The 21664-nt window shown below is 72.1% G+C and carries 20 protein-coding genes; 7 read left to right on the plus strand and 13 right to left on the minus strand.

Going from position 1 to position 21664, the window contains the following annotated elements:
* Positions 1–68 precede the first annotated feature (68 nt).
* Both ACRYCC_RS18910 and ACRYCC_RS18915 read left to right on the plus strand, forming a co-directional pair.
* Positions 69–464, plus strand: a complete 396-nt coding sequence (locus tag ACRYCC_RS18910) for an ABC transporter permease (protein WP_433813768.1) — start codon at positions 69–71, stop codon at positions 462–464.
* A gap of 141 nt (positions 465–605) precedes the next feature.
* Complete coding sequence (locus ACRYCC_RS18915) at positions 606–1787, plus strand: EAL domain-containing protein (protein WP_433813769.1); 1182 nt, start codon at positions 606–608, stop codon at positions 1785–1787.
* Between the two features lie 84 nt (positions 1788–1871).
* Here ACRYCC_RS18915 and ACRYCC_RS18920 read toward each other — a convergent pair whose 3' ends face one another.
* The 10 genes from ACRYCC_RS18920 to ACRYCC_RS18965 all read right to left on the minus strand — a co-directional run bounded on the left by ACRYCC_RS18920 (position 1872) and on the right by ACRYCC_RS18965 (position 10745).
* Positions 1872–2273 (minus strand): metal-sulfur cluster assembly factor, encoded by a 402-nt coding sequence (locus ACRYCC_RS18920; RefSeq protein ID WP_433813770.1) that lies wholly within the window; start codon positions 2271–2273, stop codon positions 1872–1874.
* Entirely contained in the window at positions 2266–2721 is a 456-nt protein-coding gene (sufU, locus tag ACRYCC_RS18925; protein WP_433813771.1) for a Fe-S cluster assembly sulfur transfer protein SufU, read from the minus strand. Before sufU ends, ACRYCC_RS18920 begins: the two co-directional genes overlap by 8 nt.
* A gap of 40 nt (positions 2722–2761) precedes the next feature.
* Positions 2762–4042 carry a cysteine desulfurase gene (locus tag ACRYCC_RS18930; protein WP_433813925.1) on the minus strand — a complete coding sequence of 427 codons (1281 nt, stop codon included), beginning with the start codon at positions 4040–4042 and terminating at the stop codon, positions 2762–2764.
* 20 nt (positions 4043–4062) lie between these two features.
* On the minus strand, positions 4063–4830 hold the full coding sequence (gene sufC, locus ACRYCC_RS18935; protein ID WP_433813772.1) for a Fe-S cluster assembly ATPase SufC: 768 nt from the start codon (positions 4828–4830) through the stop codon (positions 4063–4065).
* Positions 4831–5202, minus strand: coding sequence for a non-heme iron oxygenase ferredoxin subunit (locus ACRYCC_RS18940; RefSeq protein WP_433813773.1), 372 nt, complete (start codon positions 5200–5202; stop codon positions 4831–4833).
* Complete coding sequence (gene sufD / locus ACRYCC_RS18945; protein ID WP_433813775.1) at positions 5199–6353, minus strand: Fe-S cluster assembly protein SufD; 1155 nt, start codon at positions 6351–6353, stop codon at positions 5199–5201. The genes ACRYCC_RS18940 and sufD overlap by 4 nt, the downstream gene beginning before the upstream one ends.
* A complete protein-coding gene (gene sufB / locus ACRYCC_RS18950) occupies positions 6353–7765 on the minus strand; it encodes a Fe-S cluster assembly protein SufB (RefSeq protein WP_433813777.1) in 1413 nt (470 codons plus the stop codon). Before sufB ends, sufD begins: the two co-directional genes overlap by 1 nt.
* Positions 7762–8598, minus strand: coding sequence for a helix-turn-helix transcriptional regulator (locus ACRYCC_RS18955; RefSeq protein ID WP_433813779.1), 837 nt, complete (start codon positions 8596–8598; stop codon positions 7762–7764). Before ACRYCC_RS18955 ends, sufB begins: the two co-directional genes overlap by 4 nt.
* A 126-nt stretch (positions 8599–8724) precedes the next feature.
* Positions 8725–9642: a universal stress protein gene (locus tag ACRYCC_RS18960; protein ID WP_433813781.1), complete on the minus strand. Its 918-nt coding sequence runs from the start codon at positions 9640–9642 to the stop codon at positions 8725–8727.
* Between the two features lie 167 nt (positions 9643–9809).
* Positions 9810–10745, minus strand: coding sequence for a carbamate kinase (locus tag ACRYCC_RS18965; RefSeq protein WP_433813782.1), 936 nt, complete (start codon positions 10743–10745; stop codon positions 9810–9812).
* 385 nt (positions 10746–11130) lie between these two features.
* Between ACRYCC_RS18965 and ACRYCC_RS18970 the strand changes: the two genes are divergently transcribed.
* The 4 genes from ACRYCC_RS18970 (at position 11131) to ACRYCC_RS18985 (ending at position 14906) form a co-directional block, all read left to right on the plus strand.
* Entirely contained in the window at positions 11131–12042 is a 912-nt protein-coding gene (locus ACRYCC_RS18970) for an ABC transporter ATP-binding protein (protein ID WP_433813784.1), read from the plus strand.
* A complete protein-coding gene (locus ACRYCC_RS18975; RefSeq protein ID WP_433813786.1) occupies positions 12039–12827 on the plus strand; it encodes an ABC transporter permease in 789 nt (262 codons plus the stop codon). Before ACRYCC_RS18970 ends, ACRYCC_RS18975 begins: the two co-directional genes overlap by 4 nt.
* Before the next feature lie 61 nt (positions 12828–12888).
* Complete coding sequence (locus ACRYCC_RS18980) at positions 12889–13818, plus strand: EamA family transporter (protein WP_433813787.1); 930 nt, start codon at positions 12889–12891, stop codon at positions 13816–13818.
* A 71-nt stretch (positions 13819–13889) separates the two neighbouring features.
* Positions 13890–14906, plus strand: a complete 1017-nt coding sequence (locus ACRYCC_RS18985; protein ID WP_433813789.1) for a COX15/CtaA family protein — start codon at positions 13890–13892, stop codon at positions 14904–14906.
* Between the two features lie 62 nt (positions 14907–14968).
* Here the strand turns inward: ACRYCC_RS18985 and polX are convergent, their stop codons facing one another.
* The 3 genes from polX to ACRYCC_RS19000 form a co-directional block, all read right to left on the minus strand.
* Positions 14969–16693 (minus strand): DNA polymerase/3'-5' exonuclease PolX, encoded by a 1725-nt coding sequence (polX, locus tag ACRYCC_RS18990; RefSeq protein ID WP_433813791.1) that lies wholly within the window; start codon positions 16691–16693, stop codon positions 14969–14971.
* A gap of 71 nt (positions 16694–16764) precedes the next feature.
* Positions 16765–18003 carry a PrsW family intramembrane metalloprotease gene (locus ACRYCC_RS18995; RefSeq protein ID WP_433813793.1) on the minus strand — a complete coding sequence of 413 codons (1239 nt, stop codon included), beginning with the start codon at positions 18001–18003 and terminating at the stop codon, positions 16765–16767.
* A 49-nt stretch (positions 18004–18052) separates the two neighbouring features.
* Positions 18053–18979 (minus strand): heme o synthase, encoded by a 927-nt coding sequence (locus tag ACRYCC_RS19000; RefSeq protein WP_433813927.1) that lies wholly within the window; start codon positions 18977–18979, stop codon positions 18053–18055.
* A gap of 637 nt (positions 18980–19616) precedes the next feature.
* Between ACRYCC_RS19000 and tkt the strand changes: the two genes are divergently transcribed.
* Positions 19617–21659 (plus strand): transketolase, encoded by a 2043-nt coding sequence (gene tkt / locus ACRYCC_RS19005; RefSeq protein WP_433813929.1) that lies wholly within the window; start codon positions 19617–19619, stop codon positions 21657–21659.
* Positions 21660–21664 lie beyond the last annotated feature (5 nt).

The raw sequence follows: 21664 nt of genomic DNA on the forward strand, positions 1-21664 counted from the left end.
CCGCGACTCGCAGGATCGGTGCCGCCGAATACGTTGATCTCGAGGTCGATCGGGGGAAGATGTGCCACATGTGGATCGCACCCGAGCGTCACGGCCTCAGGCACTGGCTGGTGCCCGCCCTGGCCGCCTGCGTCGGCCTGGCCGTCGCGATCACCGCCGCCCTGCGCGGGCACACCTCGGCCGGGCTCATCGCCCTGGCGGTGCTGATCGGCTATGCCGCGCACCTGGCCTACCGCCGAGGAGAGGGCGGCCTGGCGATCAGTGAGTCGTTCGGCACCGGCCACCGGGCCCGCGGCCATCTCAAGGCCGCCGCCATGACCGGCGACGTGCTGATCGCGGCGATCGTCTGCGCAGTGATCATCCAGGTCCTGCGGAACGCGCCGATCGGCCCGTACGCCTGGCTCGCCGGCATCGCCGGCGTCACCTACGCGCTGTCGGTGACGGTGGCGGGCGGGGGCATGTAGCGACCCCGGCGGGCCCGCGCCGAGCACGCACCGCCACCCCTTGGCGGCGGACAGGTATCTGCCGTGCCACCAGGCCGAATAGTCGGTGAACATCTCCTCACATCCGGCGATTTCGTGCCGAACAGGAGAGACGATCGGCCGGTGTCCGTCACAGATGTTCTCCTCCCGGCCCGAGTGAGCTTCTGCCCGCTCGTCGACCTCGACACGGGCAGTGTCATCGCCGTGGAGACGCACCCGGGGACCGCCGGGGCGACGCCGCCGCCGCTCCGGCCGTCGCGTGAACTCGATCCTGCGACCGGGCCCCAGGCCCGCGTCGACCCCGCCGAGGACGACGTACGCCGTGCGCTGCGCGCCGCCCGCGCCACCACCGAGGCCGGCACCCAGCTGCCCCTCCAACTGCTCCTGCGCACCGAGACCCTGGCCCAGGGGCAGGTTCCGCTCACCATGCTGCACCAGGGCCTGCTCGACACCGGCCGCCGCCCGCAGGAGGTGCTCGTGTGCATGACGGGCGGCTTCGCCCCCGCCCAGCGCCCGGTGGTCTCGGCGGCGCTGCTCGGCCTGCGCCGCGCCGGCTACCTGATCGGTTTCGCCGGGTTCGGAACCGTGCACTCCCCGCTGGACCTGCTGGTGGACGGGGCCCCGTACCTGGTCAAGCTCGACCCCGAGCTGGCCCGCCACGCCGTCTCGGACCCCCGCAAGTCCACGCTCGTGGAGGCTCTCGTCGGGGTCGCCCACCGGCTCGGCACGCACGTGCTCGCGCCCGGGGTGGCCACCGAGGACCAGCTGGTCCATCTGCGCGCGCTCGGCGTGCGCATGATGCAGGGGCCACTGCTGGCCGGCGACGACTGGCGGCCCGGCATGCGGGTCACCGTCCCGGTCCTGGTGGAACGGGCGGGCCCCTCCGCCGCGTCGCACCGCGACCAGGACCTCGGCCGGAGAGTGTCGGAGTTCACCATGCCCGCGGTGACGATGGAGCTGACGGCGACCGCCGACCAGGTCCTCAACGCGCTCAACGACACGCCCGGCGCCACCAGCGTCGTCCTGGTCGACGAGCAGCAGCGCCCCCGGTTCACGGTGGACCGCACCCGGTTCCTGCTGAGGATCTCGGGCGCGTACGGGCACGCGCTGCACGCGCACAAGCCCGCCTCCCGGTTGGCGGACGCGCCCCGGCTGGTGCCCAAGACGGTCCCGGCCATCGCCGCGCTGCGGGCGGCCGGCAAGGAGAGCGAGCGGGTCTACGACGACCTGGTGGTCATCGACGAGATCGGCCGCTGCCTGGGCATCGTCAGGGTCGGCGACCTCATCCGGTCGCTGTCGCCCTGAGCCGTCCCGGAGACGCGTGCGCCCCCACCCTCCGGTGGGGGCGCACGGTACACGCGTACGGCGAGGCGACCGGGGTGACCGGCCCTAGACGTTGAAGCCGAGGGCGCGCAGCTGCTCGCGGCCCTCGTCGGTGATCTTGTCCGGGCCCCACGGCGGCATCCAGACCCAGTTGATCTTGACGTCGTCGACCAGGTCGGCCAGGGCGCTGTGCGCCTGGTCCTCGATCACGTCGGTGAGCGGGCACGCCGCACTGGTCAGCGTCATGTCCAGGACGGCGACGCCGTCGGCGACGGTGATCCCGTAGATCAGCCCCAGGTCGACGACGTTGATCCCGAGCTCGGGGTCGACGACGTCCTTCAGGGCCTCGAGGATCTCCTCGTCGGGCACGGTGCCGGTGGCGACCGCGGCGGAGTCCAGCGCGGCGGCCTCCGGGGCCGGCGCGGCCTCCGGTGCGGCGGCGTGGGTGTCGTGCACGGTCTCACTCATGGCTCTCCAAAGCGCGGGAAGTCGCGTCCTTCCAGGCCATCCAGCCGAGCAGGGCGCACTTGATACGGGCGGGGTACTTCGATACGCCGGTGAAGGCGACGGCGTCCTCGAGCAGGTCCTCGTCCGGCTCGAGCGCACCACGTGACTGCATCAGCGCGAGGAACTCGTCGCCGACCGCCATGGCCTCCTTGACCGTCCGGCCGATGACCAGATCGCTCATCACCGAGGCGCTCGCCTGGCTGATGGAGCACCCCATCGAGTCGTAGGACACGTCGGTGACGGTGGCGCCGTCGTCGGAGCCCTCCAGCCGTACCCGGAGCGTCACCTCGTCACCGCAGGTGGGGTTGATGTGGTGCACCTCGGTGTCGTACGGCTCCCGCAACCCCTTGTGGTGGGGGTTGCGGTAGTGATCCAGGATGATCTCCTGGTACATCGACTCGAGCTGCATGGGCCCTTCCTCTGGTGGAGGTTCTACTCAATGCCGAACGTCAGACGGTACGGAAGAATTTCTGGGCTTCGCGTACCCCGTCGGCGAGGGCGTCGAGATCCTCGAGGGTGTTGTAGACGTACAGGGAGGCCCGGGTGGTCGCCGGCACCCCGAAACGGCGGCACAGCGGCCAGGCGCAGTGGTGCCCGACCCGCACCGCGATGCCGAGGTCGTCGAGCACCTGTCCCACGTCGTGCGGGTGGATGTCCTCGACGGCGAACGACAGGGTGCCGCCGCGCGCCTCGGCGGTGACCGGGCCGATGATCCGGACCCCGGGGTTCTCCGCCAGGCGCCCGAGTCCGTACTCGGTCAGGGCGTGCTCGTGCGCGGCCACCCGGTCCATGCCCAGCTCGGTGAGGTAGTCGCAGGCCGCGGCCAGGCCCACGGCCTGCGCGGTCATCGGCACCCCCGCCTCGAACCGCTGGGGCGGCGGCATGAACGTGGACTGTTCCATGTGCACGAGCTCGATCATCGACCCGCCGGTGAGGAACGGCGGCATGGTCTCGAGCAGCTCGCGACGGCCCCACAGCACGCCGATGCCGGACGGGCCGAGCATCTTGTGGCCGGAGAACGCGAGGAAGTCGACGTCCAGCGTGGCCACGTCCACCGGCTGGTGCGGCACCGACTGGGCGGCGTCCAGGAGCACCAGGGCGCCGAACCGGTGGGCCCGCTCGGTGATCGCCTCCATCGGGTTGACCGTGCCCAGCACGTTGGACTGGTGGGTCAGCGCGACGATCTTGGTGCGCTCGTTGAGCAGCGTGTCCAGCTCGGACAGGTCCAGCCGGCCGTCGTCGGTGATCCCGAACCAGCGCAGCGTGGCGCCGGTCCGCAGGCACAGCTGCTGCCACGGCACCAGGTTGGCGTGGTGCTCCATCTCGCTGACGAGCACCTCGTCACCGGGGCCCACGACGAACCGGGCCGCCTCGGGGCCGGCGGTCGCCGCGTTGCTCAGCGCGTAGGCGACGAGGTTGATCGACTCGGTGGTGTTCTTGGTGAAGACCACCTCGCCCGGGTCCGCGCCGATGAACCGCGCCACGGTGGCCCGGGCGTCCTCGAAGGCGTCGGTGGCCTCCTCGGCGAGCTGGTGCGCGCCCCGGTGCACGGCGGCGTTGCGGACCTCGTAGAACTCGCGCTCGGCGTCCAGCACCTGGCGGGGCTTCTGCGAGGTCGCCCCGGAGTCGAGGTAGACCAGCGGGCGCCCGCCCCGGACGGTACGGGACAGCAGCGGGAAGTCCTTCTTGAGCTCCTCGGGAAGAAGAGCGCTGAGCGGGCCACCGTCCAGGGGCCGGCCGACAACAGAGGTCACTGCGATGCGCCTGCCTTCGTGAACTTCTCGTACCCCTCGTTCTCCAGCAGATCGGCGAGCTCGGAGCCGCCCTCCGCCACGATGCGGCCGGCCGCGAAGACGTGCACGAAGTCCGGCTTCACGTAGCGCAGGATGCGGGTGTAGTGAGTGATCAGCAGCACCCCGGTGTCACCCGCCGAGCCGAACCGGTTGACGCCCTCGGAGACGACCTTCAGCGCGTCGACGTCCAGACCGGAGTCGGTCTCGTCGAGCACCGCGATCTTGGGTTTGAGCAGTTCGAGCTGGAGGATCTCGTGGCGCTTCTTCTCGCCACCGGAGAAGCCCTCGTTGAGGTTGCGCTGGGCGAAGGCGGGGTCGATCTGCAGCTGCGACATCGCCCCCTTCATCTCCTTGGCGAAGTCCCGCAGCTTGGGAGCCTCTCCCCGGACGGCCGTCATGGCGGTGCGCAGGAAGTTCGACACCGACACCCCCGGGACCTCCACGGGGTACTGCATCGCGAGGAACAGCCCGGCCCGGGCCCGCTCGTCGACGCTCATCGCGAGGACGTCCTCGCCGTCGAGCGTGACCGAACCGCTGGTCACGGTGTACTTCGGGTGACCGGCGATCGCGTAGGCGAGCGTGGACTTGCCGGAGCCGTTGGGCCCCATCAGCGCGTGGGTCTCGCCGGCCCGGACGGTGAGGTCGACGCCGCGCAGGATCTCCTTGGCGCCGTCGGTGCCGCCGTCGACGGAGACGTGCAGGTCGCGGATCTCAAGCGTGGCCATCTATGACTCCCTGAACTCGGACGGGGGTGTGAGCGAGACGTACACCGTGTCGTCCTCGATCTTCACTCGGTAGGTGGGCACCGGCTGGGTGGCCGGCGGGTTGGTGGGCTTGCCGGTCCGCAGGTCGAAGCAGGACCCGTGCAGCCAGCACTCGATGGTGTGGTCGAAGATCTCGCCCTCGGAGAGCGGGACCTCCGCGTGCGAGCAGACGTCGCGGAGCGCGAACACCTCGTCGCCGGTGCGGACCAGCGCGACCGGGGTGTCGCCGATCTCCACGCCGAGGGCGCCCTCGTCGGGGACCTCGCTGAGCGGGCAGGCCTCGACGAAGTCGTCCTGGGCGGCCGTCTCCCCGTGCCCGGTGTCCCGGCTCATCGGACCCGCTCCTGCTCCAGCCCCTTGCCCTTGTCCAGCTCGGCCTCCACGGCGGCCTCGACCTGCTCGCGGATCTCCGGGACCTCGATGCGCTCGATGAGCTGGCCGAGGAAGCCGCGCACGACCATGCGCCGTGCCTGGTCATAGGGGATGCCGCGGGCCTGCAGATAGAAGGTGTGCTCGTCGTCCAGCCGGCCGCTGGTGCTGGCGTGCCCGGCGCCCTGGATCTCCCCGGTGAGGATCTCCAGGTTGGGCACGGAGTCGACGCGGGTGCCGTCGCTCAGCACCAGGTTGCGGTTGAGCTCGTAGGTGTCGGTGCCCTCGGCCTCGGCGCGGATCAGCACGTCGCCGATCCAGACCGCGTGGGCGTCCTGGCCCTGCAGGGCACCGCGGTAGTCGACCCGGCTGCGGCAGTTGGGCAGCTGGTGGTCCACGAACAGCCGGTGCTCCAGGTGCTGGCCGGCGTCGGTGAAGTACACGCCGTACAGCTCGGCGTTGCCGCCCGGGCCGGCGTAGGAGATCGAGGGGACGATCCGGACCAGGTCGCCGCCGAGGGTGATGGTGTAGCTGGTGAAGGTGGCGTCCTTGGCCAGGCGGGCGTGGTGGTGGGTGAGATGCACGCTGTCGTCGGCCCAGTTCTGCAGGCTGATCACCGACAGCGAGGCGCCCTCGCCGACGGCGAACTCGACGTTGCCGGCGTACGTCGCCGAACCGGCGTGGTCGAGCACCACCGTGGCCTGGGCCAGCGGCTCGACGATCACGGTGATGTGGCCGTACACGGCCCCGCTCGCGTCCTCGCCGCGCAGCCGCAGCACGGTCGGCGCGGAGGCGATGGCCTCCTGCGGCACCGTGACCACGGTCGCCTCGGTGAAGGAGGAGTACGCCTGCGCGCTGACCCGGTCGGCCGGGACGTAGGACCGGCCGATCCGGGGGTCCTCACGGCCGACGGTCTCCACCGTCACCTCGGGCGCGGCGTCGGCCTCCACCAGCAGCTTGCCGTCCGGCGAGGCCTTCCCGTCGTGCAGGCCGCGCAGGCGGCGCAGCGGGGTGAACCGCCACTCCTCCTCGCGGCCGGTCGGCACCACGAAGTCCGCGACGTCGTACGACGCGTGCTCGTGCAGCGTCGACAGCGGCTTGACATCGAGCCCCATCAGCCGACGGCTCCTTCCATCTGAAGCTCGATCAGCCGGTTGAGCTCGAGCGCGTATTCCATCGGCAGTTCACGGGCGATCGGCTCCACGAAGCCGCGCACGATCATCGCCATCGCCTCTTCCTCGGTCATGCCGCGGCTCATGAGGTAGAACAGCTGGCTCTCCGAGACCTTGGAGACGGTCGCCTCGTGCCCCATCTCGACGTCGTCCTCGCGGACGTCGACGTAGGGGTAGGTGTCGGACCGGCTGATCTGGTCGACGAGCAGCGCGTCACAGCGGACCGTGGACTTGGAGTGCGTGGCGCCCTCCTGGATCTGGACCAGACCGCGGTAGGAGGTGCGGCCGCCGCCGCGGGCCACCGACTTCGACACGATCGTCGAAGAGGTGTTGGGGGCGGCGTGCACCATCTTGGCGCCCGCGTCCTGGTGCTGGCCCTCGCCGGCGAACGCGATCGACAGGGTCTCGCCCTTGGCGTGCTCACCGAGCAGGTAGACCGCCGGGTACTTCATGGTGACCTTGGAGCCGATGTTGCCGTCGACCCACTCCATGGTGGCGCCCTCGTAGCAGACGGCGCGCTTGGTCACCAGGTTGTACACGTTGTTCGACCAGTTCTGGATGGTCGTGTACCGGCAGCGGGCGTCCTTCTTGACGATGATCTCGACGACCGCCGAGTGCAGCGAGTCCGACTTGTAGATCGGCGCCGTGCAGCCCTCGACGTAGTGCACGTAGGCGCCCTCGTCGACGATGATCAGCGTCCGCTCGAACTGGCCCATGTTCTCGGTGTTGATCCGGAAGTAGGCCTGCAGCGGGATCTCGACGTTCACGCCCGGCGGCACGTAGATGAACGAGCCACCCGACCAGACCGAGGAGTTCAGCGCGGCGAACTTGTTGTCGCCCACCGGGATGACCGTGCCGAAGTACTCCTGGAAGATCTCCGGGTGCTCGCGGAGGGCCGTGTCGGTGTCGAGGAAGATGACACCCTTCTCCGCCAGGTCCTCGCGGATCTGGTGGTACACGACCTCGCTCTCGTACTGCGCGGCCACGCCGGCCACCAGGCGCTGCTTCTCCGCCTCGGGGATGCCCAGCTTGTCGTAGGTGTTCTTGATGTCCTCGGGCAGGTCCTCCCAGGACTCGGCCTGCTTCTCGGTGGAGCGGACGAAGTACTTGATGTTGTCGAAGTGGATGTCGCTGAGGTCGGAGCCCCAGGTCGGCATCGGCTTCTTCCCGAACAGCCGGAGCCCCTTGAGGCGCAGGTCCAGCATCCACTCGGGCTCGTTCTTCTTGGCCGAGATGTCGCGGACGACGTCCTCGGACAGGCCACGGCGCGCGGAGGCGCCGGCCGTGTCGGAGTCGGACCAGCCGAACTTGTAATTTCCAAGCCCGTCCAGCTCGGGGTGGGCTGTCGTGGTCATAGGGAGGTCCTCCCGGACTCCTCGTGATCGTGTGGTTCCGATGCGGAGGGATCACCCTCCGCACCACCCGCCGGCCCAGGGACCGGGGGATCGGCCGGCGCGCTCGGGCTGACGTGGGTCGTGCAGACCCCGTCGCCGTGCGCGATGGTCGCAAGTCTCTGCACCGGAGTGCCCAGCAGCCGGCCGAAGGCCTCGGTCTCGGCCTCGCACAGCTGCGGGAACTCCGCGGCGACGTGCTCGACCGGGCAGTGCTGCTGGCAGAGCTGCTGGCCGCCGGCCAGCGGCCCCCTGCCGGGCGCCTGGCTCGCCGAGGCCGCGTAACCGTCCCCGGACAGCGCCTCGGCCAGCACCCGGACCCGCTGCTGCGGGGTCGCCGCGTGCACCACCGGCTCCAGCCGGCGTTCGAGGTCGGAGATCTGCCGCCGGGCGAACTCCGCCACGGCCTCCTCCCCCGCCGTCTCGGCGAGGAACCGAAGCGCGCTGGTCGCCAGGTCATCGTAGGCGTGGACGAAGGTGCTGCGCCCGGCGTCGGTGATGGCGAACAGCTTCGCCGGCCGGCCCCGGCCCCGGTGGGCCTGCGGCCGTGCCCGCCTGATCTCGATGAGCTCCTCGGCGAGCAGCGCGTCGAGGTGCCGGCGCACCGCCGCGGGGGTCAGCCCGAGCCGTTCACCCAGGTTCGAGGCGGTGACCGGGCCGTGCTCGAGAATCAGGCGCGCCACCCGGGCGCGGGTGTCGCGTTCGGCGTGGCCGCCGTGCGGCACCGCCGGCGAGGGCACGCCGGAGGCCGGCGCGGTGGCCGGTACCTGCGTCGTCGTCTCCCTCACGTTTTTCACAACATCAGTGTGGCCTAATTCCTTCCCCGCGCACAAACGAAGCAAGGTGTTGTCACTCACTCAGGCAAGCCTTACCTCGCTCCGGTCCGGCTCCGGCTCCGGCTCCGGCGGGAGATCGTTACCGGGTCAGCGCGGGATCAGCCGCGGGAGCACCACGGCCGGGCAGGGCACGGCACGCAGGATCTTCAGTGACATGTCCCCCATGAACACCTTACGCAACGGAGCGCCCTCGCTGGAGGCGACGACCAGCGCGTCGCCCGGCGACCAGCCGGTGGCGGCGATCGCCCGGGCCACGTCGGGCCCCTGGACGACCTCGGTCTGGATCTGCTCCGGGCTCAGGGCGCTGCCGTCGGCCGCCTCCTGGGCCGCCAGGGCCAGCTCCGACTCGTAGCGGTCCACCATCCGGCGGTGCTGCTCCTCGGCCAGCCGGGCGGCGCGGCCGGTCGCGGCGTGCTCCACGGCGACGGTCAGCAGCCGCAGCGGGACCCCCCGGGCGGCGGCGATCCGGGCGGCGAAGCCCACCGCCTCCGCGCTGCCGGGCCGCCGCAGGTAGGCGACGGTGATCCGGTCGAAGCCGGCCAGCCGGCGCCCGGCGTAGTTCTTCGGCGCCACCAGGACCGGGACCGTCGAGCCGTGCAGCAGCTGGTCGGCCGTGCTCCCGAGGGAGATCCCGTGGCGGGGACCGGCCGGAGCGGACCCGATGACGATCAGATCGGACCTGGTCCTGCGGGCGAGGGCCGACAGGCCACGGCCGCTGCCCCGGTTGGCCCCCACGACGTAGTCCACCGAGGTGCCCTCGGGGAGCCCGGCCTGTTCCAGCACGCCCGCGGCCCCGTCGAGGGCCGCCCGGGCCTGGCCGTCGAGGTAGGCCTGCCACTCGGCGTCCGCGCCGCTCTCGGTGTGCCCGGCCGCGCCGGCGAGCGGGCGCACGCTCGCCACGGTGAGCGATCCCAGGGTGTGCCGCAGGACCACCCCGGCCAGGGCCAGGGCGTCCTCGCCGCTGTGATCCGGCTGGTAACCGGCGAGGATCCGTGAGCCGATCATCGCGCCCGTCCCTTCCCTGGTCGCCGGTGGTCCCCTGTGCTCCCGCCGTGCCGCCTCCATGCGGGCGGCGGGCGGCGCATGGAGGGCGTCCGGGGAGGACGGCCGGGGGGAGGTCGGCCGGCGAGGACACGCGTCGTGCGCAGCGCCCCCGCCGGGGTCCGGTGGTCCTACAGGGTGCTGGCCAGCGGCCAGGTGGCGTTCGGGGTGACGATGGTGCCCGCCGTGCCCGCCAGCAGGTGCTCGCACTCGTCCAGGCGCCCGATCGCGGCCATGCCCCCGGTGCGCTCCACGAACCCGCACAACGCCTCGATCGCCGGCTCCGCCGTGCCGTCCGGGACGAGCGCGCCGCGCAGCTCGTACGGCGTCGCGTGCCCGATGCGCTGCCGTCCGGGCGTGCCGGAGCGGCGCAGGAGCCCGGAGGCCGCGGTGAGGATCAGGAAGGCGTCCGCCTCGACGGCCTCGGCCAGCGCGGCCCCGCCGAGGTACTCGTCCAGGACGGCCTCGACGCCCTCGAGCCTGCCGGTGTCGTTGCGCACGACCGGGATGCCGCCCCCGCCCGCGCACACCACGACGGTGCCGGTCCGCAGCAGCCGGCGGATCAGCCTGATCTCGATCACCCGCTGCGGCCTGGGCGAGGGCACCACCCGCCGCCAGTACTGCCCGTCGGGCTTGACCGTCCAGCCGTTCTCGTGGGCGAGCTTCTCCGCCTCGGCCTGCTCGTAGACCGGCCCGACGAAGGTGGCCGGGTCGGCGAAGGCCGGGTCGAACGCCGACACCAGCGTCTGGTTGATCATCGCCGCGACCTGCCGGCCCGGCAGGGCGTTCTGCAGGGCCTGCAGGATCCAGTAACCGATCATGCCCTGGGTCTGCGCGCCGAGGGTGTCGAGCGGGTAGGGCCGGGTCAGCCCGAGGTCGTTGGCGCTCTGCACCGCCAGCACCCCGACCTGGGGGGCGTTCCCATGCGTGATCAGCAGCTCGTGCCGGTCGGCGAGCGGCGCCAGCGACCGGACCGCCCGCGTGACGTTGGTCCGCTGGACGTCCACGTCGGGCCGCTGGCCGCGCCCGAGCAGCGCGTCCTCCCCCAATGCGATCACTACCCGCATGTGCCCGTTCCCCCGTACGGCGTCGTCGGCTCCCGGCGCGGCGGTTCGTGGCCGTCCTGGTGTGGTGTGCCGAGCTCGCGGCCCCGGCCCCGGCCGCGCTGATGGTGGTGACTGATCGTGTGACGGTCGCCGGCCGCGTCCCGAAGCCCCTGCCCCCGGGCCGGCGACAGGAGTTGCGGTTCCCGCCGGGAACGCCGGTGAAACTCATGCCGATCAAGAACGCTCGGATCCCGGGCGCGTCTCCTCCCGGCGGCGCCTCCTGCCGTCGGCGTCTCCCCCGGCACGGCGACACGGAGGCGACGGCAACGGGCAGGTCGGCCCCTGATCAGGCCGCGGTCCCGCTTAGACTCCTTGGCATGACACCCCCCGGCCCGCGAGTCGCGCGATGACCGCCGTCGAGATGGCCATGCTGGTCAAGCGCTACGGCGCGACGACCGCGGTCGACGGGCTGTCGCTGACCGCCGAGCGGGGGCGGGTCACCGCGTTGCTCGGGCCCAACGGCGCCGGCAAGACCACGGCGATCGAGATCTGCGAGGGCTTCCGGCGGGCCGACGCGGGCACCGTACGGGTGCTGGGGCTCGATCCGGCCCGCGACGCCCGGGAGCTCAGGCCCCGGATCGGCGTGATGCCGCAGTCCGGCGGGGTGCCCACGACCGCCCGGGCCGGGGAGTTCCTGCGGCTGGTCGCGGCCTTCCACGCCCATCCGGTCGACCCCGCCGTGCTCCTGGACCGGCTGGGGCTGACCGGGCACGCCCGCACCCCGTACAAACGGCTGTCGGGCGGCCAGCAGCAGCGGCTCTCGCTGGCCGCCGCGCTGGTCGGCCGGCCCGAGCTGGTGTTCCTGGACGAGCCCACCGCCGGGCTCGACCCGCAGGCGCGGCACGTCACCTGGGAGCTGGTCGAGGAGCTGCGGGAGGCCGGCGTCGCCACCGTGCTCACCACGCACCACATGGACGAGGCCGAGCGGCTGGCCGACCAGGTCTTCGTCGTCGACCACGGCCGGGTGGTCGCCAGCGGTTCCCCCGCCGAGCTGACCGGCGCCGAGCGCCAGCTCCGCTTCCGGGCCCGGCCCGGCCTGGGGCTGGACGAGCTGCTGTCGGCGCTGCCGATCGGCAGTGCCGCCAAGGAGTCCCCCGCGGGCCACTACCTGATCGAGGGCGACCTGCAGCCCGAGCTGCTGGCCACGGTGACGGCCTGGTGCGCCTCCCACGGGGTCATGACCGAGGATCTGCGGATCGAACGCCGCACCCTGGAGGACGTCTTCCTGGAGCTCACCGGACGGGAGCTGCGCTCATGACGGCCCGCCCGGAAGGACCGCCCGTGACGACCTTCGCCCCCGCGCCCGGGGCGGCACCGCTGCCCGCGATGGTCGCCGCGCAGACCCGGTACGAGATCCGGGCGCTGCTGCGCAACGGCGAGCAGCTCCTGCTGACCCTGATCATCCCGGTGGTGCTGCTGGTGCTGTTCAGCGTCACCTCGCTGCTCGACCTGGGCACCGGCCACCGGGTGGACTTCCTCACGCCCGGCATCCTGGCGCTGGCGGTCATGTCCACCGCGTTCACCGGCCAGGCCATCGGCACCGGCTTCGAGCGCCGCTACGGCGTGCTCAAGCGCCTGGGCGCCACCCCGCTCCCCCGGTCCGGGCTGATCGCCGCCAAGACCATCACCGTGATCGTGGTGGAGGTCCTGCAGGCCATGGTGATCGCCGCGGTGGCGTTCGCGCTGGGCTGGCACCCGCACGGCGACCCGGCCACCGTGGCGCTGCTCCTGCTGCTGGGCACGGCCGCGTTCAGCGGCTTCGGCCTGCTGATGGCCGGGACGCTGCGCGCCGAGGCGACGCTGGCCGGCGCCAACCTGATCTACCTGCTGCTGCTGATGCTGGGCGGGGTGGTGTTCCCGCTGACCCAGTTCCCCTCGGGGGTACGCACCGTACTGGAGCTGCTGCCGATCTCGGCCCTGGCCGACGGGCTGCGCCAGGTCCTCCAGCACGGCGCGGTCCTGCCGGGCAGGGACCTGCTGGTGCTGGCCTGCTGGGCGGTCGCCGGGCTGCTGCTGGCCGCGCGGTTCTTCCGCTGGGAATAGCGGCCGTCCCGGGGCGGCTCTCCCGGTGGTCACGATCGCACCTGACTGAAAGAGGCACGTGATGGCGCTCGCCGACGCCCCCCGGTCCTACCAGCGGCCGTTCGGCCCGCGCGGGGCGCGCCGGGCGTTCTCGCTGGGCGCCGTGCCGCCGCCGGCGCTGGTGCTGCTGGGCGTGGTCTCGGTGCAGGTCGGCGCGGGCCTGGCCAAGCATCTGTTCGACCGGCTGCCGCCCGACGCCGTGGTGTTCATGCGGCTGCTCAGCTCCGCGATCGTGCTGTGCCTGGTGGCCCGCAGGGCGCTGCCCGGCATCCTGCGCTCGCACACCTGGCGGGATCTGGCCGTGGCGGCCGGGTTCGGGCTGACGCTGGCGCTGATGAACTTCTCGATCTACCAGTCGTTCTCCCGGATCCCCCTGGGCATCGCGGTGACGATCGAGTTCCTCGGCCCGCTGGCCATCTCGATCATGGCCTCCCGGCGCCCGCGCGACCTGCTGTGGGCCGCGCTGGCCTGCTGCGGGGTCCTGCTGCTGGCGCGCGGCGGAGGCCACGTCGATCCGGTCGGCATCGGGTTCGCGCTGCTGGCCGGGGCGTGCTGGGCCGCCTACATCGTGCTGAGCGCGTCGACCGGCCGCCGGTTCGCCGGCTCCACCGGGCTCGCCCTGGCCAGCCTGGTCGGCGCGGCGGTGATGCTGCCCCTCGGCGTCGCCCAGGGCGGCACGGCGCTGCTCAACCCCGAGCTGCTGCTCATCGGCGCGGGCGTCGGGCTGCTGTCCTCGGTGATCCCCTACACCCTGGAGCTGGAGGCGCTGCGCCGGATGCCCGCCCAGGTCTTCGGCGTCCTGATGAGCCTCGAGCCCGCGGTGGCCGCCCTGGTGGGCCTGGTGGTACTGGGCGAGGTGCTCGACGCCCGCGAGTGGGTGGCCGTCGGCTGCGTCATCCTGGCCTGTGTCGGCGCGACCCGCTCCGGCGGTACGCGGAGCCTCGACGCCTGACCCTGACCCGGATCCGGCGCCGGAACCTGACCCGGATCCGCGCACCGGCGGGCCGCTCATACGATGTGGACGTGCCTGAGCGATCCGAAACCCCGCTGATCAAGACCCGTGACGCGGTGTGGCGTCCCACCCCCGCGTCCATGCGGCTGCTGGCCGCGCTCGGAGTGATCGTCAACACCGGCATCATCGTCACCGGCGGGGCGGTGCGGCTCACCAAGTCCGGGCTCGGCTGCCCCACCTGGCCCAAGTGCACGGGCGACAGCCTGGTCCCGACCTCGCACAACGCGCACGCGGGGCTCAACCAGGCCATCGAGTTCGGCAACCGGCTGCTCACCTTCCTGGTGCTGGCCGTGGGCGTGCTGGTCTTCGTCGCCGCGCTGCGCCTGCTGCCGCGCCGCCGCGACGTCCTGCGGCTGGCGGCGATCCAGCCGCTCAGCGTCATCGCCCAGGCGATCATGGGCGCGATCACGGTGCTCACCAAGCTGCACCCGGCCACGGTCTCGGCGCACTTCCTGATGTCGATCGCGCTGCTGGCCGCCGCGGTCTGGCTCTACGTGCGGACCACCGAGGGCGACCGGGCCCCGCGGCCGCTGGTGCGCGGCGAGCTGGTCTGGCTGGGCCGGGGGCTCCTCGGGGTGGTGGCGGTCCTGCTGCTCCTCGGCACCATCGTGACGGGCACCGGGCCGCACGCCGGCGACGACGAGGCCCGGCGGTACGGCTTCGACATCGAGCACGTGGCCCAGTTGCACGCCGACGCGGTGTGGCTGACAGTCGGCCTGACGTTCGCGCTGCTGCTCGGGCTGCGGCTCACCGGAGCGCCCGCCCGGGCCCAGACGTGGGCCCTGGTGCTGCTGCTGGTGGAGCTGTCCCAGGGCGCGATCGGCTACATCCAGTACTGGACCAACGTGCCGCCGGTCCTGGTCGGCGCGCACATGCTCGGCGCCGCGCTGGTCTGGATCGCCGCCCTCCGGGTCCTCTTCGCCCTCCGCGAGCGCGGCCCGGTCCCCGCCCCGCCATCCCCGCACCCCACCCCGCCGTCTCCAGACCCCTCGCCGGCCGCCGAGGACTCCCCCATCACCACCACCTGACCCCACACCCTCCGTGATCACACAGCGAGGTGGGCGGTCACGCAGGGAAGAGGGGGCAGGGGTCAGCGGCCCTTGCGGAGGAAGGCGCGGAGCCGGTCCAGGGGCCAGGTGTTGATGACGTCGTCGGGGGTGAGCCAGCCGCGCTGGGCGGTGCCGACGCCGTAGCGCAGGTTGCCCAGGTGCCCGACGGCGTGCGCGTCACTGTCGATCGAGAACTTCACGCCGTGCCGCAGGGCCCGGCGGATCAGGCCGGCGGGCAGGTCCAGGCGGTCCGGGAAGGCGTCGATCTCCAGCGCGGTGCCGGTGGCGGCGCAGGCCCTGAAGACCTCGTCCCAGTCGGCGTCCACCGGGGGGCGGCGGCCGATCAGCCGGGCCGTGGGGTGCCCGATGACGTTGACGTAGGGGTTCTCGCAGGCGGTGACGAACCGCCGGGTCATCTCCTCGGGGTCCTGGGTGAAGGCGGAGTGCACCGAGGCCACGCACAGGTCGAACCCGGCCAGGAAGCCGGCGTCCCAGTCGACCTCCCCGGCGGGGTCGATGTTGAGCTCCGTGCCGTGCAGCAGCGTCAGGTCCGGGAAACGCTCCTGCAGGGCCCGCACCGCCTCCCGCTGCGCGAGCATCTTCTCGTCGGTCATGCGCTGCATGTACAGGTTGGGCGCGTGATCGGTGATCGCGTAGTACTCGTGGCCGAGACCGGCGGCCGCGGCGACCATGTCCTGTAGCGAGGCGGTCCCGTCGGTGAGGTCGGTGTGGGTGTGCAGGTCGCCCCGCAGGTCGCCGACCTCGACCAGCCGCGGCAGTTCCCCCGCCAGGGCCGCCTGGATCTCCCCGCCGTCCTCGCGCAGGGTCGGCGGGATCCACGGCAGGCCCAGCCGCTGGTAGACCTCCTCCTCGGTGGCCGACACGACCAGGGCGCCCGACTCCACCTCGTAGAGCCCGTACTCCGACAGCTTGAGACCGGCCCGCACCGCGATCTCCCGGGTGCGGACGTTGTGCTCCTTGCTGCCGGTGAAGTACTGCAGCGCGGCCCCCCAGGACTCCAGCGGCACGACCCGCAGGTCGACCTGGAGGCCCTGGCCCCGTGCCCCGGTCCGGACGGAGGTCTTCTTCTCGCCCCGGACGATCACCTCGCTGACGTAGGGCAGCGTCGCGAAGGTCTCCATCAGCTCGGCCGAGGACGGCGCGGCGGCGAGGATGTCGATGTCGCCGATGGTCTCCCGCATCCGGCGCAGCGAGCCGGCGTAGGCGCAGCGCTCGGCGAGGGGGGCGAGGGCGGCGACGATCTCCTCGGCGAGCTCCGTCGCCTGGTCGATGAGCACCCGGCCGCCCGCCTGCTTCATCAGCTCGATGCCGCGCAGGATGTTGTCCTCCGACTTGGCGCCGAAGCCCTTCAGGTCGCGCAGCCGGCCGGCCGTGATCGCCTCCGCCAGCTCGGGCACCGAGGAGACGCCGAGCTCCTCGTAGAGCGCCAGCGCCTTCCTGGGCCCCAGCGTGGGGATCGCGGTGAGGGCGCGCACCCCGGCCGGGATCTGGGCGCGCAGGTCCTCGACCTGCCTGATCGTGCCGGTGGCGTTGTAGTCCAGGATCTTCTTGGCGATCGCGTCGCCCACGGTCGGGATCTTCTTGAGCTGGCCGAGGCTCAGCCGGGAGACGTCCTCGGGATAGCCGGCGATCGCCCGTACGGCCTTTTCGTACGCCCGGATCTTGTACGCCTCACCCCCCGTGATGGACAGCAGATCGGCCAGTTCCTGGAGAAGGTCCGCAACCTCGTCGTTAGCCCGCGCCATGGCCCGGAGTCTAGGAGTTCGGGGTGACAGTGGGCACGGTCCGGGCCGGGGGCGTGTCCTCGCGGGTGACGCTAGGGGGAGAGCGGGGGGCCGTACGGCCGGGCGGGCGGCACCGGCCGGAAGGCGGTCGGGCCGCCGTGCGCCCAGGGCGGCACCTGCGGGCGCCGCGGCGGGGGCACGTCGCGGCGGAACCGGTCCAGCGCGTCCCGCATCAGCTCCAGCAGGGCGCGCTGCCGCTGCTCGAACCAGCCCTGTTCGGCCAGGCCCCGGTCGGCGCGCTGGTGCAGCAGCGCGAGCTCGGTGGCGGCCAGCTGGTAGTTGGCCATGTCCCGCCGGCCCGCCGCGCCGCCGACCTGGCGGGCCCAGCGCCGGGCGTCCTTGCGGGCCGGCAGCCGGCCGAGCATCTGCACGTCCAGCGGGCTGACCAGGCCGGTGCCGCCGTACCTCGGCAGGTAGGTGCCGATGAGCCGGACCATGTGGCGCCGCTCCCAGATGACCACGCCCACGAGCAGGGCCAGGATGCACAGGTCGAAGAGGTAGACCACGATGAGGCCCCGGTAGCCGAAGGTGGTGGACCCGTTCCACAGCCCGTGCAGGACCATGGCGGCGAGCAGGCCGCCGATCGGGGCGAGCCACCGCCCCACGGTGCGCCTGCCCGTCGCGGCGTACGCCACGCCCAGCCCGGTCATCGCGGTGAACAGCGGGTGCCCGAAGGGGGCGAGCACGCTGCGCAGGATGAAGACCGCCTCGAGCTGGTGGCCGCCCCCGGCGTCGAAGGCCTTCATGTAGTAGGCGACGTTCTCCATCATCGCGAAGCCGAGCGCGACCATCGCCGCGTAGATGATCCCGTCGGTGAGGTTGTCGATCTCGGTGCGGCGGAACCACAGCAACCCGAACAGCACCGCGCCCTTGAACGACTCCTCGATGATCGGCGCCCCCACGGTGGCGGTGAGGAAATGGCCCTGCTCGGTGCCGAACCGCGGCTGGGTGAGGTATTCGTACCCGTAGGTGTTGAGGATCAGCGCGCCCAGCACCGCCACCCCGGCGCCCCACATGAACGCGAAGACCAGGTCGCGCCAGGGTTCGGGCTCCAGCCGGTCCAGCAGCAGCACCAGGGAGACCAGCAGCGGCACCGGCAGCACCGCCATGATCACGCCGACGGCGAACCCGGCGGCCCCTCCGGTCAGCGCGTACAGCCCGAGCGCGACGAGCGCGCAGGCGGAAGTGATCGCGAGGCCGGTCATCAGGCCGATCGGGGGACGTCCGGGGACCCGCCCCGCCAGCACAGCCTTCGGGTCAACACGCGCCATGGGCGCGAGCGTAGTCCAACCGTCCCGGGCCGTCTGTGTCAGCCGTGTTTCAGCGGAAGAGCGGATCGATGGCGACCGCGGCGAACAGCAGCGCCAGGTAGACGTTGGAGAGGTGGAAGAACCGCATCGGGCGCAGCGCCACCCCGGTGGCCCCCGCCCGGACGTGGGCGAGCAGCCGGTGCACCTCCGCCAGCACGACCACGCCGAGCACGGCGGCGACGGCCCCGTAGACGACGCTCATGCCGGCGACCGGCCACAGGGCCAGCGAGCACAGGACGGTGGCCCAGGTGTACAGCACGCTCTGCACGATCACCTGGCGCTCGGTGGCGACCACCGGGAGCATCGGGACCCCGGCGATCCGGTAGTCCTCGCGGTAGCGCATCGCGAGGGTCCAGGTGTGCGGCGGCGTCCAGAGGAACACCACCCCGAACAGCACGAACGGGGTCCAGGCCAGGCCACCGGTGATCGCGGACCAGCCAATGAGGACCGGCATGCACCCGGCGATCCCGCCCCACACGACGTTCTGCGAGGTCCGGCGCTTGAGCAGCAGCGAGTAGACGAAGATGTAGAACAGGATCGCGGACGCCGACAGCGCGGCGGCGAGCACGTTCACCGTGAGCAGGAAGCCGGCCGTCGACAGCACCGCCAGCGTGACCCCGAAGATCAGCGCTTCCCGGGGGCTGACCTGGGCGCGGGCCAGCGGCCGGCGCCGGGTCCGGCGCATCTTGGCGTCGATGTCCCGGTCGATGTAGCAGTTGATGGCGTTGGCCGCGCCGGCCGACAGGGTGCCGAAGACCAGCGTCGCCAGCGCCGTGCCGAGCGGCGGCAGCCCCCCGGCCGCCAGGAACATCACCGGCAGCGTCGTGATCAAGAGCAGCTCGATGACCCGCGGCTTGGTCAGTGCCACGTAGGCGCGGACGAGCGCGCCGAGGGGCCGGTCGCCGGGGACCGGCTCCGGTGGCGCCTGCGGGGGCACCTCTTCTGCGTGCTCATTGCTGAGCTTGTTACTGAGCACCGTCACAGCGGGTCCACGTCCACCTGTTTATGTCGTTGCGATTCTCGCCCGTCCAAGGCCGGGAGAGGCCGGGCGACAGGGCAGGTCGCTGGAGAGCCTGCCTCTCGTCATCGTGGCCACCGGCCGGCAATCGCAGCAGCGGCGGTGACCGCGCACTCACTGTAGTCCGCACCTTCACCGGATCGAGCACCGGGTCGCCGGGCACGCCGTTCCGGCGGGTGACCTCGGCTCACCCCGAAGATCACCCAGGTGGGGGGTTAGCCGCGGAACCGATCGGGCAAGTGTGGGAGTGCGACTTCGGGGCAGGCACCGCGTGCCGTCGGTGCGGCCTTCTTCTGAGTAGGCTGGGACCGGCGGAACGTGATCCCCCGCAGGTGACGAGACGGGCCGCCGACATTGGACGACCAGGTTGAGACCGCTCCCGGCGGTCCGCACGGTGAGCACCTGTTTCATGACCCACCAGCACATGATCGTGCTACGTGAAAATTTTCGGTTGGAGAGGAGCCTGAGGCTTCCGGTGGCTACGCAGTCCGAGATCAATACATTCGAATGGTCAGACCAGGACCGGCGGACCGTGGACGTGATCCGCGCGCTCGCCATGGACGCGGTCGAGAAGGCGGGCTCGGGTCACCCGGGCACGGCGATGAGCCTCGCGCCCGCCGCCTACCTGCTCTTCCAGCGGTTCCTCCGTCATGACCCGACCGACCCCGGCTGGCCGGGCCGGGACCGCTTCGTGCTGTCCGCCGGGCACTCGAGCCTGACCTTGTACATCCAGCTCTACCTGTCCGGGTACGGGCTGACGCTGGAGGACCTGGAGGCGCTGCGCACGTGGGGCAGCCTGACCCCCGGCCACCCCGAGCACGGGCACACCATCGGGGTGGAGACCACCACCGGGCCGCTCGGCCAGGGGCTGGGCAACGCGGTCGGCATGGCGATGGCGGCCCGCCGCGAGCGCGGCCTGTTCGACCCCGACGCCCCTCCCGGCGAGTCCCCGTTCGACCACACGATCTGGACGATCGTCTCCGACGGTGACCTCGAGGAGGGCGTCAGCCACGAGACCAGCGCCATCGCGGCCCACCAGCGGCTGGGCAACCTGGTGGCGCTGTGGGACGACAACCACATCTCGATCGAGGACGACACCAAGATCGCCTTCTCCGAGGACGTGGCCAAGCGGTACGAGGCGTACGGCTGGCACGTCCAGCGGGTGGACTGGACCGACGGCGACGACTACCACGAGGACGTCGAGGCGCTCGCCCGCGCGCTGGAGGCGGCCAAGGCGGAGACCGGCCGCCCCTCGTTCATCGCACTGCGCACGATCATCGGCTGGCCCGCGCCGAACAAGCAGAACACCGGCAAGGCGCACGGCTCGGCGCTGGGCGCCGACGAGGTGGCCGCCACCAAGGAGATCCTCGGCCAGGACCCGGCGAAGAGCTTCGACGTCCCCGAGGAGCTGCTGGCGCACGCCCGCGAGGTCGTACGGCGCGGCCGGGACCTGCGGGCCGAGTGGGACACCGGCTACCAGGCCTGGCGCGCCGCGCACGCCGAGCGGGCCGCCGAGTACGACCGGATCGCGGCGCGGCGGCTGCCCGACGGCTGGCAGGCCAAGCTGCCCGAGTTCGAACCGGGCAAGAGCCTCGCCACCCGCGCGGCCTCCGGTGAGGTGCTCACCGCGATCGGCCCGGTGCTGCCCGAGCTGTGGGGCGGCTCGGCCGACCTGGCGGAGAGCAACAACACCACGATGAAGGGCGAGCCGTCCTTCATCCCCGAGGAGTTCCAGACCAAGGAGTTCCCGGGCGACCGGTACGGCCGGACCCTGCACTTCGGCATCCGCGAGCACGGGATGGGCGCCATCCTCAACGGCATCGCGCTGCACGGCGGCACGCGGCCCTACGGCGGCACCTTCCTGGTCTTCAGCGACTACATGCGCCCGGCGGTACGGCTGGCCGCGCTGATGAAGCTGCCGGTCACCTACGTGTGGACGCACGACTCGATCGGCCTGGGCGAGGACGGCCCCACCCACCAGCCGGTGGAGCACCTGTGGGCGCTGCGGGCGATCCCCGGTCTGGACGTCGTACGCCCCGCGGACGCCAACGAGACCGCGGTCGCCTGGCGCACCATCCTGGAGCACACCGACCGGCCGGCCGGCCTCTGCCTGACCCGGCAGAAGCTGCCGGTCTTCGACCGCTCCGAGACCGCCGGGGCCGAGGGCACGGCCAAGGGCGGATACGTCCTGCTGGACGCCTCCGACGGCCAGCCGCAGGTGATCCTCATCGGCACCGGCAGCGAGGTGGAGATCGCCGTCGCCGCCCGCGAGGCGCTGGAGGCCGACGGGGTGCCCACCCGCGTGGTGTCCATGCCGTGCGTCGAGTGGTTCGAGGCGCAGGACGAGGCGTACAAGCAGCAGGTGCTGCCGCCCTCGGTGCGCGCCCGCGTCTCGGTGGAGGCCGGCGTCGCGCTGGGCTGGCGCACCTACGTCGGCGACCTCGGCGAGTCGGTCAGCCTGGAGCACTTCGGCGCCTCGGCCGACTACAAGACCCTGTACCAGCAGTTCGGTTTCACCGCCGACAACGTGGCCATCGCCGCCCGGGCCAGCCTCACCAAGGCCGGGCAGACCGGGCACGGCTCGACCACCGGCAACTGAGGAGA

It is taken from the genome of Actinomadura scrupuli (assembly GCF_050971785.1).
Taxonomy (GTDB): Bacteria; Actinomycetota; Actinomycetes; order Streptosporangiales; family Streptosporangiaceae; genus Actinomadura_E; species Actinomadura_E scrupuli.

What these genes read in the sequence shown, in the direction of transcription:
- ACRYCC_RS18910 (WP_433813768.1), top strand. Translation starts at nt 69, where the DNA reads ATGTGGATCGCACCCGAGCGTCACGGCCTCAGGCACTGGCTGGTGCCC.
- ACRYCC_RS18920 (WP_433813770.1), bottom strand. Translation starts at nt 2,273, where the DNA reads ATGAGTGAGACCGTGCACGACACCCACGCCGCCGCACCGGAGGCCGCG.
- sufU (WP_433813771.1), bottom strand. Translation starts at nt 2,721, where the DNA reads ATGCAGCTCGAGTCGATGTACCAGGAGATCATCCTGGATCACTACCGC.
- sufC (WP_433813772.1), bottom strand. Translation starts at nt 4,830, where the DNA reads ATGGCCACGCTTGAGATCCGCGACCTGCACGTCTCCGTCGACGGCGGC.
- ACRYCC_RS18940 (WP_433813773.1), bottom strand. Translation starts at nt 5,202, where the DNA reads ATGAGCCGGGACACCGGGCACGGGGAGACGGCCGCCCAGGACGACTTC.
- sufD (WP_433813775.1), bottom strand. Translation starts at nt 6,353, where the DNA reads ATGGGGCTCGATGTCAAGCCGCTGTCGACGCTGCACGAGCACGCGTCG.
- sufB (WP_433813777.1), bottom strand. Translation starts at nt 7,765, where the DNA reads ATGACCACGACAGCCCACCCCGAGCTGGACGGGCTTGGAAATTACAAG.
- ACRYCC_RS18960 (WP_433813781.1), bottom strand. Translation starts at nt 9,642, where the DNA reads ATGATCGGCTCACGGATCCTCGCCGGTTACCAGCCGGATCACAGCGGC.
- ACRYCC_RS18965 (WP_433813782.1), bottom strand. Translation starts at nt 10,745, where the DNA reads ATGCGGGTAGTGATCGCATTGGGGGAGGACGCGCTGCTCGGGCGCGGC.
- ACRYCC_RS18970 (WP_433813784.1), top strand. Translation starts at nt 11,131, where the DNA reads ATGACCGCCGTCGAGATGGCCATGCTGGTCAAGCGCTACGGCGCGACG.
- ACRYCC_RS18975 (WP_433813786.1), top strand. Translation starts at nt 12,039, where the DNA reads ATGACGGCCCGCCCGGAAGGACCGCCCGTGACGACCTTCGCCCCCGCG.
- ACRYCC_RS18980 (WP_433813787.1), top strand. Translation starts at nt 12,889, where the DNA reads ATGGCGCTCGCCGACGCCCCCCGGTCCTACCAGCGGCCGTTCGGCCCG.
- polX (WP_433813791.1), bottom strand. Translation starts at nt 16,693, where the DNA reads ATGGCGCGGGCTAACGACGAGGTTGCGGACCTTCTCCAGGAACTGGCC.
- ACRYCC_RS18995 (WP_433813793.1), bottom strand. Translation starts at nt 18,003, where the DNA reads ATGGCGCGTGTTGACCCGAAGGCTGTGCTGGCGGGGCGGGTCCCCGGA.
- tkt (WP_433813929.1), top strand. Translation starts at nt 19,617, where the DNA reads ATGGACGCGGTCGAGAAGGCGGGCTCGGGTCACCCGGGCACGGCGATG.